Source organism: Thermus thalpophilus (genome assembly GCF_022760915.1).
In the GTDB taxonomy this organism is placed as follows: Bacteria; Deinococcota; Deinococci; order Deinococcales; family Thermaceae; genus Thermus; species Thermus thalpophilus.
Map to the genome: position 1 here is coordinate 11,682 of NZ_JAKTNS010000013.1, position 13,880 is coordinate 25,561.

Annotated in this window: 13 protein-coding genes and 1 tRNA gene; 7 read left to right on the forward strand and 7 right to left on the reverse strand. The window is 64.7% G+C overall.

The features are described from left to right. Window positions 1–5 precede the first annotated feature (5 nt). The gene (locus L0D17_RS06205) at window positions 6–614 is read left to right on the forward strand and encodes a TetR/AcrR family transcriptional regulator (protein WP_243094459.1); all 609 of its coding nucleotides are present in this window, start codon (window positions 6–8) and stop codon (window positions 612–614) included. On the opposite strand, the gene uvrA is transcribed toward L0D17_RS06205, so the two are convergent. Beyond that, a complete protein-coding gene (uvrA, locus tag L0D17_RS06210) occupies window positions 611–3,469 on the reverse strand; it encodes an excinuclease ABC subunit UvrA (RefSeq protein WP_243094460.1) in 2,859 nt (952 codons plus the stop codon). The two genes, L0D17_RS06205 and uvrA, sit on opposite strands and share 4 nt — an antisense overlap. A 61-nt stretch (window positions 3,470–3,530) precedes the next feature. Here uvrA and L0D17_RS06215 point away from each other — a divergent pair, with 61 nt between their 5' ends. After that, window positions 3,531–4,562, forward strand: a complete 1,032-nt coding sequence (locus L0D17_RS06215; protein ID WP_243094461.1) for an SIS domain-containing protein — start codon at window positions 3,531–3,533, stop codon at window positions 4,560–4,562. On the opposite strand, the gene L0D17_RS06220 is transcribed toward L0D17_RS06215, so the two are convergent. Beyond that, on the reverse strand, window positions 4,559–4,888 hold the full coding sequence (locus L0D17_RS06220) for a tRNA-binding protein (protein WP_039458742.1): 330 nt from the start codon (window positions 4,886–4,888) through the stop codon (window positions 4,559–4,561). The two genes, L0D17_RS06215 and L0D17_RS06220, sit on opposite strands and share 4 nt — an antisense overlap. A gap of 67 nt (window positions 4,889–4,955) precedes the next feature. Next, window positions 4,956–5,032, reverse strand: a tRNA-Ile gene (locus tag L0D17_RS06225). Window positions 5,033–5,120: 88 nt separating this feature from the next. Between L0D17_RS06225 and L0D17_RS06230 the strand changes: the two genes are divergently transcribed. Further along, window positions 5,121–5,312: a YgaP family membrane protein gene (locus tag L0D17_RS06230; RefSeq protein ID WP_243094495.1), complete on the forward strand. Its 192-nt coding sequence runs from the start codon at window positions 5,121–5,123 to the stop codon at window positions 5,310–5,312. Beyond that, entirely contained in the window at window positions 5,309–5,833 is a 525-nt protein-coding gene (locus L0D17_RS06235) for a ribonuclease FAU-1 family protein (protein WP_243094462.1), read from the forward strand. Before L0D17_RS06230 ends, L0D17_RS06235 begins: the two co-directional genes overlap by 4 nt. Here the strand turns inward: L0D17_RS06235 and L0D17_RS06240 are convergent. Genes L0D17_RS06240 through L0D17_RS06255 form a run of 4 tightly spaced genes read right to left on the reverse strand, consistent with a single transcriptional unit; the run spans window position 5,830 to window position 9,552 of the window. After that, window positions 5,830–6,849, reverse strand: coding sequence for a hypothetical protein (locus tag L0D17_RS06240; RefSeq protein ID WP_243094463.1), 1,020 nt, complete (start codon window positions 6,847–6,849; stop codon window positions 5,830–5,832). The two genes, L0D17_RS06235 and L0D17_RS06240, sit on opposite strands and share 4 nt — an antisense overlap. Before the next feature lie 7 nt (window positions 6,850–6,856). After that, window positions 6,857–7,405, reverse strand: coding sequence for a LabA-like NYN domain-containing protein (locus L0D17_RS06245; protein WP_039458760.1), 549 nt, complete (start codon window positions 7,403–7,405; stop codon window positions 6,857–6,859). 57 nt (window positions 7,406–7,462) lie between these two features. Beyond that, entirely contained in the window at window positions 7,463–8,470 is a 1,008-nt protein-coding gene (locus L0D17_RS06250; RefSeq protein ID WP_243094464.1) for an NAD(P)/FAD-dependent oxidoreductase, read from the reverse strand. Between the two features lie 50 nt (window positions 8,471–8,520). Then, window positions 8,521–9,552, reverse strand: coding sequence for a zinc-binding dehydrogenase (locus L0D17_RS06255; protein ID WP_243094465.1), 1,032 nt, complete (start codon window positions 9,550–9,552; stop codon window positions 8,521–8,523). 116 nt (window positions 9,553–9,668) lie between these two features. Between L0D17_RS06255 and L0D17_RS06260 the strand changes: the two genes are divergently transcribed. The 3 genes from L0D17_RS06260 to L0D17_RS06270 are packed head-to-tail and all read left to right on the forward strand — an operon-like array spanning window position 9,669 to window position 13,825. After that, window positions 9,669–11,420 (forward strand): ABC transporter substrate-binding protein, encoded by a 1,752-nt coding sequence (locus tag L0D17_RS06260; protein ID WP_243094466.1) that lies wholly within the window; start codon window positions 9,669–9,671, stop codon window positions 11,418–11,420. Between the two features lie 56 nt (window positions 11,421–11,476). Next, window positions 11,477–12,460: an ABC transporter permease gene (locus tag L0D17_RS06265; RefSeq protein ID WP_243094467.1), complete on the forward strand. Its 984-nt coding sequence runs from the start codon at window positions 11,477–11,479 to the stop codon at window positions 12,458–12,460. A 9-nt stretch (window positions 12,461–12,469) separates the two neighbouring features. Then, the gene (locus tag L0D17_RS06270) at window positions 12,470–13,825 is read left to right on the forward strand and encodes an ABC transporter permease (RefSeq protein ID WP_039458773.1); all 1,356 of its coding nucleotides are present in this window, start codon (window positions 12,470–12,472) and stop codon (window positions 13,823–13,825) included. Window positions 13,826–13,880: the final 55 nt, after the last annotated feature.

Consider the following 13,880-nt stretch of genomic DNA (forward strand, 5'->3'; position numbering starts at 1 on the left):
AACCCATGTCCGTCCGGGAGTACCAGAAAAGGCGCCGCCGGGACCGGATCTTTCAGGCGGCTATGAAGCTTTTCCGCGAGCGGGGCTTTCAGGAAACCACCGCCACGGATATCGCTAAAGCGGCCCACGTTTCCCGGGGCACCTTTTTCAACTACTTCCCGTACAAGGAGGCGGTGCTCCTAGATTACGGGAGCCTCCTCCTAAACCGCCTCCGGGAAGAGGTGCGGCGCAAGCTGGCCCAGGGTCAAGACCCCTTGGCGGTGTTGCGCTACCTTTTCCAGGAGCTCGCCACCTTCACTAAGGGGGAAAAGGACCTTCTCCTTCCGCTCCTTTACGAGCTTTTAAACCCCGACCCCATCCGGGCCCGGGCGGCGTTCCAAGCCCTGCCCTTGGGGGACCTGATCGCGGAAGTCCTGAAGCCCTTACAGGAAAAAGGGATCGTGCGCCAGGATCTTTCCTTGGAGCGCATGGGGCGCACCCTGGCGGACCTTTACTTTTTGGCGGCCTTGCGCTGGGCGGCCTACACCCCCAAGCGAGACCTGGAGGAGGAGCTGGACAAGTTCTTGGCCCTGGCCCTGGAGGGCGTCCTGACCCGGGAAACGACCAAGGCCTAATCCGCCGCCACCTGGATCCTCTCGGCGATCTCGGGGATGCGGGCCAGGAAGGCCCCGGTGGGGCTTCCCGAAAGGGCCACCTCCTCCGGGGTGCCCTCGGCCACGATCTCCCCGCCCCGGTCCCCGCCCTCGGGGCCCAGGTCAATGACCCAGTCCGCCGTCTTCACCACGTCCAGGTTGTGTTCAATGACCACCACGGTGTTCCCGGCGTCCACCAAGCGGTGGAGGACGTCCAAGAGTTTGGCCACGTCCTCAAAGTGGAGGCCCGTGGTGGGCTCGTCCAGGATGTAAAGGGTGCGGCCCGTGGCCTTGCGCCCCAGTTCCGTGGCCAGCTTGATCCGCTGGGCCTCGCCGCCGGAGAGGGTGGGGGAGGGTTGGCCCAAGCGCATGTAGCCCAGCCCCACGTCCACCATGAGCTGGAGCTTGCGGGCGATGGTGGGAACGTTTTGGAAAAACTCCAGGGCCTCCTCTGCGGTCATGTCCAGGACGTCGGCGATGCTCTTTCCCCTAAGCTTCACCTCCAGGGTTTCCTTGTTGTAACGCTTGCCCTTGCACACCTCGCAGGGCACGTAGAGGTCGGGCAGGAAGAGCATCTCAATCTTCACCGTGCCGTCGCCGCCGCAGGCCTCGCACCGCCCCCCCTTGACGTTGAAGGAAAAGCGCCCGGGCCCGTAGCCCCGCTTCCTGGCCTCCGGCGTCTTGGCGAAGAGGTCGCGGATCTCGTCAAAGATCCCCGTGTAGGTGGCGGGGTTGGAACGGGGGGTGCGGCCGATGGGGGACTGGTCAATCTCAATGACCTTATCCAGGTGCTCCACCCCTTCCAGGGCCTCGTAGGCTCCCGGGGTGGCCTTGGCCCGCATGAGCCTTTGGGCTAAGGCGGCGTAGAGGACGTCGTGGATCAGGGTGCTCTTGCCGCTTCCCGAAGGCCCCGTCACCGCCACAAAGCGGCCCAGGGGGATTCTGAGGGTGACGTTTTTTAGGTTGTGCTCCCTGGCGCCCCGTAGCACCAGCCACTTGCCGTTCCCCTTGCGGCGCTCCTTGGGCACGGGGATCTTCTTCTCGCCCCTGAGGTAGGCCCCGGTGAGGCTATTGGGGCTTTTCAGGATTTCCTCCAAGGGCCCTTGGGCCACCACCTCCCCCCCGTGGATGCCCGCCCCTGGGCCCATGTCCACGATCCAGTCGGCGGCCCGCATGGTTTCCTCGTCGTGCTCCACCACGATGAGGGTGTTGCCCAGGGATTGCAGGCGCTTCAGGGTGGCGATGAGGCGCTGGTTGTCCCGGGGGTGGAGGCCGATGGAGGGCTCGTCCAGGACGTAGAGTACCCCGGTGAGGCCGCTCCCCACCTGGGTGGCCAGGCGGATGCGTTGCGCTTCCCCGCCGGAGAGGGTGTTGGCCGCCCGGTCCAGGGTGAGGTAGTCCAGGCCCACCCCCACCAGGAAACCGAGCCTTTCCACGATCTCCCGCAGGATGGGCCGGGCGATCTGGGCCTGGAAGGGGGAAAGGTGCCCTTCTAGCCCCTGGAAGAAGGCCAAAGCCTCCCGCACGGGTAAGGCGGAGACCTCGGCGATGTTCCTCCCCGCCACCTTCACCGAAAGCACCTCCTTCTTGTAGCGGGTGCCCCCGCAGACGGGGCAGGGCTTCAGGGACATGAAGCTCTCCAAGACCTCCCGCACCCCTTCGGATTCCGCCTCCTGGTAGCGCTTCTCCAACCAGGGGATGACCCCTTCGTAGTGGACCTCCACCCGGAAGGTTTCCTTCCCCCCCCGGCGAAAGACCACTTCAAAGGGCTCGGGCAGGCCGTAGAGCACCGCCTTCTTGGCCGCTTCCGGCAGGTCCTTGAAGGGGGTCCTTAGGTCAAAGCCCAGGTGCTCGGAGAGGGCCCTGAGGCGGTCCCAGAGGTAGCTCCGCCCCGTGTCCCGCCCCCGGGCCCAGGGCAGGATGGCCCCTTCCGCCAAGGAGAGCTCGGGGTTCACCACCAGCTCGGGGTCAAACTCCTGCTTGTAGCCGAGGCCGGAGCAGGCGGGGCAGGCCCCGTAGGGGGCGTTGAAGGAGAAGATGCGGGGTTCCAGCTCCTCTAGAACACTTCCGTGCTCGGGACAGGCGAACTTTTCCGAATAGAGCTCCTCCTCCCCCAAGTCGGGGTAGAGGACGCGCATGAGGCCTTCGCCCCGGAGGAGGGCGAGCTCCACCGCCTCGGCGATGCGGGGGCGCTCCTCCTCCTTGAGGACCACCCGGTCAATCACCAGGTCAATATCGTGCTTCTCGTACTTTTCCAAGTTGAGGTTTTGCGCCTCTTCCAAGAGGTAGATCACCCCGTCCACCCGCACCCGGGCGTAGCCCTCCTTCATGAGTTGCTGGAAAAGCTTGCGGTATTCTCCCTTCCTCCCCCGCACCAAGGGGGCCATGAGGACCGCCCGGGTGCCAGGAGGCCGTTGCAGGAGGCGGTCGGTGATCTCGCTGGCGGACTGCTTCTCAATGGGGCGGCCGCAGGTGGGGCAGTAGGCCTGGCCCACCCGGGCGAAGAGGAGGCGGAGGTAATCGTGGATTTCGGTGACGGTGCCCACGGTGGAGCGGGGGTTGTGGCTTGTGGTCTTCTGGTCAATGGAGATGGCGGGGGAGAGGCCCTCGATGCTCTCCACCTCCGGCTTGTCCATGACCCCGAGGAACTGGCGGGCGTAGCTGGAGAGGCTTTCCACATAGCGCCGTTGCCCCTCGGCGTAGATGGTGTCAAAGGCTAAGGTGCTCTTGCCCGAGCCCGACACCCCGGTGATGACGATGAACTTGCCCCGGGGGAGCTCGAGGCTGATGTTCTTCAGGTTGTGCTCCCTGGCGCCCCGGATGACGATGCGGTCCATCCGTGGAAGTATACCACCCCCAGGGGGAAGGAGGTAGGGTGGGCGGGCTACAATGGGGCACATGGCGTCCTTCATGCGCCACGAGGCGGAGGAAGCCCCTCAGGTGGTGGAGCGGCTTCTACGGGAGAACGAGCCCGAGGTGAAGGGCCTCGCCGCCTTCCTCCGGCGGAGGCCCCCGGCCTTGGTCCTCACGGTGGCCCGGGGGAGTTCGGACCACGCCGCCCTCTTCGCCAAGTACCTCCTCGAGGCCCGCCTGGAATGGCCCGTGCTTTCCCTGGCCCCTTCCGTCCTCACCCTCTACCGGGCGCGGCCCAGGCCCCCTTACCCCGCCTTGCTCCTCGCCTACAGCCAAAGCGGGGAAAGCCCGGACCTCTTGGAAGCGGTGCGGGCCTACCGGGAGAAGGGGGTCCTCACCGTGGCCTTGGTGAACCGGGAGGAAAGCCCCCTGGCCCAGGCGGCGGAGGTGGTCTTGCCCCTCCACGCGGGGGAGGAGAGGGCGGTGGCCGCCACCAAGAGTTTTCTCGCCATGCTGGCTGCCACGGTCCACCTCCTCGCCCACACCCTGGAAGACCCTAAGCTTCGGCAAGCCCTGCCCGCCTTGCCCGAGGCCCTGAGCCGGGCCTTGGCTCCTCAGGGGGACCTGGGGTACTTGGAGGAAGCGGAAAGCCTCTTCGTCTTGGGCCGGGGCTTCACCTTCCCCGTGGTCCTGGAGGCGGCCTTAAAGCTCAAGGAGGTGGCGGCCCTCCACGCCGAGGGCCTTTCCCTGGCGGAGTTCCTCCACGGGCCCCAGGCCCTTTTGGAAGAGGGTTTTCCCGTCTTGGCCTTGGCGCAGAAGGACGAGGCCCTGGAGGAAACCCTTAGGACCTTGGAAGGCCTAAGGGCCAAAGGCGCCCACCTCCTCGTCCTCTCCCCCGAGCCCGACGCCTTGGCCCTGGCCCAAACCCCCTTGGCCCTTCCCGTGGCCCTGGGGCCCGAGCTCACCCCCTTGCTCCTCATCCAGGCCTTTTACCCCTTGGCCGAGGCCTTGGCCCGGGCCCGGGGGCAGGACCCCGACCGGCCCCGGCACCTTCGCAAGGTGACCCGGACCCGCTAGAAGACCTTTTCCCCCAGGGGAACCTCCCGCTCGGGGGTGAGAAGGACCACCCGGCCCGCTTCGTCCTTCACGCCAAGGACCAGGACCTCCGAGGGGAAGCCCCCGATGACCCGGGTGCCCAGGTTCACGGCGCAGACCACCAGGCGGCCCACCAGGGCCTCGGGTGTGTAGAGCTCGGTGATCTGGGCCGAGCTCCGCTTTATCCCTAAGGGTCCCAGGTCAATCCAGAGCCGGTAGCTGGGCTTGCGCGCCTTCTCGTGGGGTTCGGCTTTGACCACCCTCCCCACCCGCAGGTCCAGGGTTTGGAAAGCTTCCAGCGCCTCCATGCCCTGATTTTGCCCTAAAGGAAGAGCGCAGGAAGCGAAATCCCCTGCCGGGGGGCAGGGGTGTTTCTGGTGGGCCGTGCAGGACTTGAACCTGCAACCAACCGGTTATGAGCCGGCCGCTCTGACCGATTGAGCTAACGGCCCGCGCCAAGGCCTTATTTTAGCACAGGGTGCCCTTATGGCCAGATGTCCTTCCCCGCAGGGTGTAAACTTTAAAGCGGAGGTGAAAGGCATGACGGTGAACGAGAGCACCGCCGACCGGGTCATCCGCTTCGTTTTGGCCCTGGTTCTCTTCTACTTCGCCTTCCAGTCCGCTTCTCCTTGGAACTGGATCTTGGGGATCGTGGCCGTGGTCCTCCTCTTCACGGCCATCACCGGCTTCTGCGCCCTGTACAAGGTCTTGGGCATCAGCACCAGGCGGTGAGCTGGCCCCTCGCCCCAGGGGAGTGGGTCCGGGTGGAGTTTTGGAAGTACCCGGAAGAGTGCCTTCACTACCATTGGGAGGCCCGGGTGGTGGAGGTGCGGCCGGAGGGCGTGCTCACCCTCTTGCCCCAGGGTGGGGTCTTCCACCACGTGGCCAAGGGAAGGTCCCTTGTCCTGGACCACGATGCCTACGTGGCCTTCTTTCCCGGGGCCTGGTACTCCGGGGGCCCCGACGTTCGCCAAGGCAAGGTCTTGGAATACTACTGGAACGTGCAGACCCCGGCGGAGTGGACGGGGAAGGCCTTCCGCCAGTACGACTTGGAGCTGGACGTGAAGTGCCGGGCGGATCACGCCTGCCAGGTGTTTGACCGGGAGGAGTTTTTGGCCAAGCGGCACCTTTACCCGCGCGCTTGGGTGGAGGAGGCGGAAAGGGCAGTGGAGGCCATCTTGCGGCACATGGGCGAGGGGCGTTGGCCGGTCCTGCCCCCGGGGGAGCCCCTTCCTTGGATGGAGCGGATCTAGGGGAAAAAGCGGGGCGGGTTAGCGCTTGGGGGGGCCTCGGTCCCTGGGCCAAAGACCTTTAGGGGAACGAGGGTCTGGCCTTCCAGGCGCCAGTATCCCTCGAGGACCACTTGGTAGAGGAGCCCTTTAAAGAAGCCGTGGAAGCTATCTTCCCAGGTTTCCAGGTTCTGCGCCCGCAGGGGGTAGTTGTGCCAGGCGGGGCCTAGGTAGTAAAGCCAGGGGTCCTCGAGGACCCGCGTGTCCTCGGGGGAAAGGCCCAAAATGGCGTTGAAATAGCCCCTCAGTCGGCTGGCGGTGAAGAGGAGGTTGAGGTAGGGTTCCTCCAAAGCGGCCCGTGCCTCCGCCTCCGTGCGGGGGAAGGGCCTCGAGGGGTCCCAAGCCCCAAAGCGCCTAAGCCTTTCCTCCTGCTTGAGGGCGTCTTCCCAGCTCATCTGGGCCAGGCCCAAGGTGCGGCTAAAAGGGGCCTGCCCCTGCAGCGACGCTAAGTCCTGTGCGAGGGCGTCCGCCGCCTCCCGCACCCCCCGGGAAAGCCCCAGGGCCTTGTCCCCCCCGTACTGCTCGTTGTCCACGATGGCCGCCAGCACGCCCGCAGGGATGCGCAAAGCCCCCGCCGCCGCCCGGATCTCCTGGGCGTGGGGCAGGACGTGGTGGGGAGCGGTGGGGAGGCCACCGAGGTCTACCCTCCGCTGGCGTTGGGCCTGGCCGATGGCTTCTACCCACCGCTGAGCGGCAAAAAGGGCTTCCTCCGGACTGCCGAAGGCGGATCGCTTTCCCGCCCGTTGGTTGCTCAGTTCCAGGCGCAACAGGCGGTCGTAGGCCCGGGCCGCCTTTTCCCCCAGAACGAGGTGCAGGCTCGCTTTGTTTTGCAGATGCAGGGCCACGAGCCTTTCCCGAACCGCCTTAGGGTAGGGGAGAAGGGCCCGAAGGTTGGGGGAAGGGGTGGGTTCGGGGAAGTTGGGTAGGGCGAAAAAAAGTAGGCCTGCCAAGGCCAAGACGAGCCAAGGACCGAAGGGCATGGCCCTTTTAGGGCTTGCCTTCCTCCACCGTGGCGGGGGGTACCTCCACCGTGGCCTCCACGGGATAGCCCACGTAGGTGCGCCGGCCCCCCAGGGTTCTTTCCAGCACTTCCCGCCACTCGGGCAGGTTAAGGAAGCGGTCCGCCTGGTTGCGGAGCTCCAGGTCGGCGAGCTCGTGGAGGCCCAGGAGGTGGACCTCCTTGCCCATGGCGCGGAGGGCGGCGAAGGTGTGGGCCAAGTCCCCCGAGCCGCTGGCCACGATGGCCCGGTCCCAGCGGGGGGCGGTGGTGAGAAGATCCGTGGCGATCATGGCCTCAAACCGGGCTTCCCCCCGGGTCAAGCGGCTTCGCACCGTGTAGCCCATAAAGACCAGGGCGTCAATGAAGCGCTGCTGACGCTCGTCCTCCGGGTCGGTGATGGGCACGTAATAAAAGGCGTTGTAAAGTTGCTCCGGCGTGGCGAACTGGGTGAGCACCCGCCGGTGATCCACGTTCCACCCGAGGCGCTTGGCCGCCAGGTACATGTAGGAACCATCAATGAAGAGGGCAACCCGCATATGCCCCCATGATAGGGCAAAAGCACCCCCCAGGGGTGGCCCTGGGGGGAGGAGGCTTCAGGCGGGGGATTTCTCCTCCGCCTTTTCCGAAGAGTGCCCCGGGTTCACCTTGAGGGCCGGGTTGGCGTAGGCGGCGGCGTGGTTGGCGGCGATGGCGGCCTCACCAAACCCCAGGACAATGAGGGGAAGCTTCCCCGGGTAGGTGACGATGTCCCCGCAGGCGTAAACCCCGGGAATGCTGGTGGCCATGGTGGTGTCCACCTTGATCTTGTTTTTCTCCAACGCCAGGCCCCAGTTGGCCAAGGGCCCCAGCTTGGTGAGGTAACCCGCTAGGATGAGTACGGCGTCCACCTCCAACTCCTCTTCCTCCTGGGTTTGGTTGTGGAAGATCACCGCCTTCTTTACCCAAACCTCCCCTTCTATCCGCCGCACCTCGTAAGGGGTGAGCACGGTGAGCCTTCCTTCCTCCGCTGCTTGGAAAAGCTCCTTCACGCTGGCCTCGTGGGCCCGGAACTGGGGCCTGCGGTGGATGAGGGTGATCTCCTTGGCGGTGTCCAGGAGGTTAAGGGCCCAGTCCACGGCGCTATCCCCCCCGCCCACGATGAGGACCCGCTTCCCTTGGAACTCCGCCTTGGTTTTCACCGCATAATACACCCCTTTGCCCTCAAACTCCTTCTCCCCCGGGGCGCCGAGGCGCCTGGGCTCAAACGCCCCCACCCCCGCGGCGATGATGACGGCCTTGGCGGTGTAGGCCTGGCCCGAAGAAGTGGTGACTTTGAAGACGTCCCCTTCCTTCTCCAAGGTTTCCGCCCGTTCCCCTAGGTTGTAGGTGGGATTAAAGGGGGCCACCTGTTCCACCAGGCCCCGCACCAGGTCCTTGGCGTAAACCTTGGGAAAGCCCGCCACGTCGTAAATGTATTTTTCTGGGTACAGGGCGGTGAGCTGTCCCCCAGGTTCCGGAAGGGGGTCCAAAAAGCGGAAGGAAAGCCCCCGCATGCCCACGTAAAAGCCCGCGAAAAGCCCCGCTGGCCCGGCGCCGATGATGATCACGTCCGTGTGCTCCATGACCTCACCTCTCCCCGGCATTTTACGCGCTCCGCTAGGGAAACGTGTCCTCAGTCCACCTGCAGGACCACCTTGCCGAAGACCCGCCTCTCTTCCAGGAGGCGGTGCCCCTCGGCCGCCTCTTCCAGGGGGAGTACCTGCCCCACCACCGGCTTGAGCTTGCCTTGCTCCACGAAGCGCAGGATGGGGAAGAGGCGGCTTTTGGAGCCCATGGTGGAGCCCAGGATGGAAAGCTGCCGGAAGAACACGTGGGCAAACGGCAGCGTGCCCTCGTACCCCGAGGAGGCCCCGGCGATGGCGATGCGTCCGCCGTTGGCCGTGGCCTTGATCACCCCTTCAAAGTAAAGGGCGCCGGTATGGTCCACCACCTTGTCCGCCCCCTTGCCCCCGGTGAGGCGGCGTACCTCCTTGTGCCAGTCGGGGTGGGTGTAGTTTACGGTTTCGTCAGCGCCGAGCTCCCTGGCTTTCCGGAGCTTCTCTTCCGAACCCGCAGTGGCGATGACCCGCGCCCCGAAGAGCTTGGCGATCTGGATGGCGGCCACGCTCACCCCGCTGCCCGCAGCCATCACCAATACCTCTTCCCCAGGACGCACCTGGAGCTTGTCCACCACCATCTGCCAGGCGGTGAGGAAGGTGAGGGGAATGGCGGCCGCCTCCACGAAGGAGAGGTTTTGCGGTTTCCTCACGAGATTGACCTCGGGCACCACCAGGTACTCCGCGTAGGCTCCCCAGCGATGCTCCCCCAGGATCTCGTACCGGGAACAGAGGTTATCCTCCCCCGCCAGGCAGCGCTCGCAGTGCCCGCAGGAGAGGCCGGGGTTCACCACCACCTCGTCTCCCGGAGCGAACCCCGTGACCCCAGGGCCCACCGCGTCCACTACCCCGCTGGCGTCCGCGCCCAGCACGTGGGGGAGGGGAAGCTTGGGGCTCGCCACCCCCTTGCGCACCCAGACGTCCAGGTGGTTGAGGGCCGCAGCCTTCACCCGTAAGCGCACCTCCTTGGGCCCTGGCTCGGGTGTAGGCACCTCCGCCACCTTCAGCACCTCCGGGCCGCCTCTCGCCTCCATGACCACCGCTTTCATGGCCGCCTCCTTATGCAGGGGATTTTTTCACGAACCCCCCCGCTGGTCAAGCGTGCTTGACAGGGGCTAAACGGAACCTGTAGCCTTAGCGCCGTAAGGCAAGAGGAGGCGAGAACATGAGAAGAGCCCTGGTGTGGATGGTAGGCCTTATCGCTCTGGCCGGCGCGGCCAGCGCCCAGACCTTTGTCTGGCCCCAGAAGTGGACCGTGGCCAAGCCCTCTGAGGTGAAGCGGGGAGGTACCCTGAGGCAAGCGACGATCTCCGACTACCGCACCTTCAACCCCTTCATCACCGCCGAGGCGGATAACGTGCCGGCCACCATCTCGGGGGCCAGGGGCCTGGTCATCCGCGACCCCACCACTGGGGACTGGATCCCCTACATGGCGGAGTCCTTCAGCATCAGCCCCAACAAGCTGGAAATCACCTTTAAGATCCGCCGGGGCATGAAGTGGTCCGACGGCCGCCCCATCACCGCCGACGACTGGATCATGACCTGGCGCATCCACACGGATAAGGCGGTGGGGTCCAACAGGTACGATGACTTCTTTATTGACGGCAAGCCCATCACCCTGCGCAAGATTGACGACTACACCATCCGCTTCATCTACCCCAGGACGGATGCGGATGCCTTTAGGGTGGCCAGCTTTGCGCCCTGGCCGGCCCACATCTTCGGGCCCGTTTACCAGAAGGATGGGGCGGAGGGCATCAAGAAGATGTGGACCCTGAACGAAAAGCCCGAGAACATCGTGTCCGGGGGTCCCTGGCTCATCGAGAGCTACCGCCCGGGGGAGCGCCTGGTGCTGAAGCGCAACCCCGCCTTCGGGGAGTGGAACAAGGACGAGGCGGGCAACCCCCTGCCCTACCTGGACCGCTACGAGATCAAGATCGTCAAGGACACCAACGCCCAGCTGGCCGAGTTCCTGGCGGGGAACATCGACGTCTTTGCCCCCTCCACCGTGGACCACATCTCCCAGGTGCGCCAGGCCATCCAGCAAGGCCGCTTGGACGCCACCCTCAAGGTGAACGCCTCCCCGGTGGCCAGCAGCCAGTTCATGGTCTTCAACTGGAACAAGGCCTCGGATCCCTTCAAGCAAAGCCTTTTCCGCTCGGATAAGTTCCGCCGGGCCATGAGCCACATCGTGAACCGTCAGGCGGTGGTGGACATCGTCTACGGCGGTCTGGGCACCCCCATGTACACGAGCGTTTACCCCGTGCTTACCCAGTGGATCAACCCCAAGGTGCCCAAGTACGAGTATGACCTCCGGCAGGCGGCCAAGCTCCTTGCCGAGCTCGGCTTCATCAAGAAGGACCGGGAGGGGTACCTGGTGGACTCCCGGGGGCGGCGGATTGAGTTTAACCTCGCCACCAACGCCGGCAACACCCAGCGGGAGCAGATCGCCAAGCTGATCGTGGACGAGGCCAAGAAGGTGGGGGTCAAGGTCAACTTCCAGGCCATAGACTTCAACACCCTGGTGGGCCAGCTCCTCTCCTCGGGCCCCGACCGGCCCTTTGACGCCATCATCATCGGCCTCACCGGCGGCGGCCTCGACTGGCCCTTTGGCCCCAACGTGGTGCCCTGCAAGGGTAACCTGCACATGTGGAACAAGTCGGGCCAGTGCCTGGATCCCCGGGAAACCCAGCTAGAGGCCCTTTACTCCCGCGGCCGCACCGAGTTGGACTTTAAAAAGCGGCAGGAGATCGGCTACCGCATGCAGGAGATTGAGGCCCAGCTCCTTCCCGTCATCTACATCGCTGGGCCCAACTACCACCCCGCTTGGAACAACCGCCTGGGCGGGGAGCACCCGGATGCCATCATCAGCGCCATCTGGGGCCAGCGGGAGCTGGAGCTGACCTTCATCAAGAAGTGAGCTAACTTGACGCCCATCCCCGGGGCCGGGTCGCCCCGGGGATGTCTTGGAAAGCCATGACGAGCTACATCCTTCGCCGCATCCTCTACCTGATCCCCACCTTTTTCGGGGCCACCTTTCTCGCCTTCCTCATCATCCAAATGGCCCCAGGGGACTACCTGACCCAGCTGGAGCTAGACCCCAAGGTCACCCCCGAGACCATCGCCAGGCTTCGCGCCCAGTTCGGCCTGGACCGCCCCGTTTACGAGCAGTACCTCCTTTGGATGAATAACCTCCTGCACCTCAACCTGGGCTATTCCTTCGCCTACCAAGCCCCGGTGCTGGAGGTGATCTGGCCCCGGGTGGTGAACTCCATGGTGATCGTTATTCCCTCCACACTTCTCCTTTACCTGGTGGCCATCCCCATTGGGGTCTACGGGGCTGTGCGGCAGTATTCCTTTGGGGATCGGCTTTTGTCCTTCTTGGCTTATGTGGGGCTTTCCGTGCCCAGCTTCTTCCTGGCCCTCATCGCCATCTATGTGCTTTTGCAGATCAAGTTTCGCACAGGGGTGCAGGTGTTCCCCGTTTCTGGGATGACCTCCAGCGGCTTTGAGCAGATGCCCCCTTTGCGCCAACTTCTGGACATCGCTTGGCATGCGGTGGTGCCCATCCTGGTGGCTGTGGCCAACGACATCGCTGGGCTTTCCCGGCTCATGCGGGGGCAGATGCTGGAGGTGCTGTCCCAGGACTTTATCCGCACCGCTCGGGCCAAGGGGCTTTCCGAGCGGGTGGTCCTGTACAAGCACGCCTTCCGCAACGCCGTTATCCCTTTTGTGGCCACCCTGGGTGGGCTCCTGCCAAGCCTCATCTCCGGGGCGGGGTTTGTGGAGGTGGTCATGGCCTGGCCGGGCATTACGCCGTTCTTCTTAGACGCCATCGCCAATCAGGACCTTTACGTCATCGCCGGTTTCCTCACCGTGAGCCTGGTGCTCCTTATGATCGGCAACCTGATTTCCGACCTGCTTTTGGCCTGGGTAGATCCAAGGATCCGCTATGAATAGGGGGGTCTTGTGGAACGCGCGGCGCCTTCCACTGGCTTAGCCTTGGCTCTTCGCCAGTTCCGCCGCCATCGCTTGGCGGTCTGGGGCGGGCGGATCCTCCTGGTGCTCTACCTGATGGCCGCTTTCGCCGGTTTCTTTAGCCCCTACGATCCCAACTACTACGAGCTTTACCCCCCGAAGGGTAACCACCCTCCCACCCGCATCCACTTCGTGGACCCCGAGACGGGGCGGCTTACCCGTCCCTTTGTCTACGCCACCCGCCGGACCATAGACCCCGTCACCCTCCAACCCCGTTACGAGGAGGACCCTTCCCAGGGGAAGTTTTACATCCGCTTTTTTGTCCGCACCCCGGATCAGCCCTACACCCTCTTCAAGGTCTTCCGTTCCGATCTGCGGCTTTTTGGGGTGGATGCCCCGGGAAAGATTTTCCTGATGGGCACGGACAACTTTGGCCGCGACCTCTTTAGCCGGGTGGTCTACGGCGGCCAGGTCTCCTTGACCATCGGCATCCTTTCCGCCTTGGTCTCCTTCGCCCTGGGGCTTTTGCTCGGGGGCATCGCCGGCTATTTTTCCGGAAGGCCCTTTGCCCTTTCCCTGCCCCCCAAGGCCTGGCGGGGGGTGGGGTGGTTCTTGGGGCCTTTGAGCCTCGCCTTGTGGCTTGGGGTGGCGGGGGGTGCCGTGTTTTTAGCCTGGTCCTTCGCCCGCTTGAGCCCGGGGCGGGATGCGTTGTCCTTCCTGGTGGACGGGGTGGTGCTCCTCCTTGGGGTGGGTGCGGTTGTCCTCATCCTGCGCCGGGTCTTCCGGGAGCCTTTGCGGATTGATCCCGATGACCTCATCATGCGCACGGTGGAGATCATCGCCGCCATCCCAAGCCTTTTCCTCCTGATCTCCTTGCGGGCGGTGTTTCCCACGAAAATCGATCCCTTGTTCACCTTCTACCTGGTGGTGGGGCTTTTGGGCTTCATCGGCTGGGGGGGGTTGGCCCGGGTGGTGCGGGGCATCGTGCTTTCCGTGCGGGAGATGGACTACGTGCAAGCGGCCCGGGCCTTGGGGGCTTCGGATGGTCGCATCATCGCCCGGCATGTTCTTCCCGCCACGGCGAGCTACGTGATCGTGAGCCTATCCCTCACCATCCCCGGCTTTATCCTGGGAGAAAGCGGGCTTTCCTTCTTAGGCCTTGGGGTTACGGAGCCGTACACCAGTTGGGGGCTCCTGCTCCAGGCGGCGCAACAGGGCGGCTTCGCTTCCTTTACCGACCGCCCTTGGGTGCTTTGGCCTGGGTTTTTCATCTTCCTGGCTGTGCTTTCGTGGAACTTCCTGGGGGATGGGCTCCGGGACGCCTTGGACCCAAGGAGGAGGCGGTAGGCTCTTCTCTTTTGACCGGGCATGGCGTATAACGGGTGAGGTGTTTTAAGGGCAG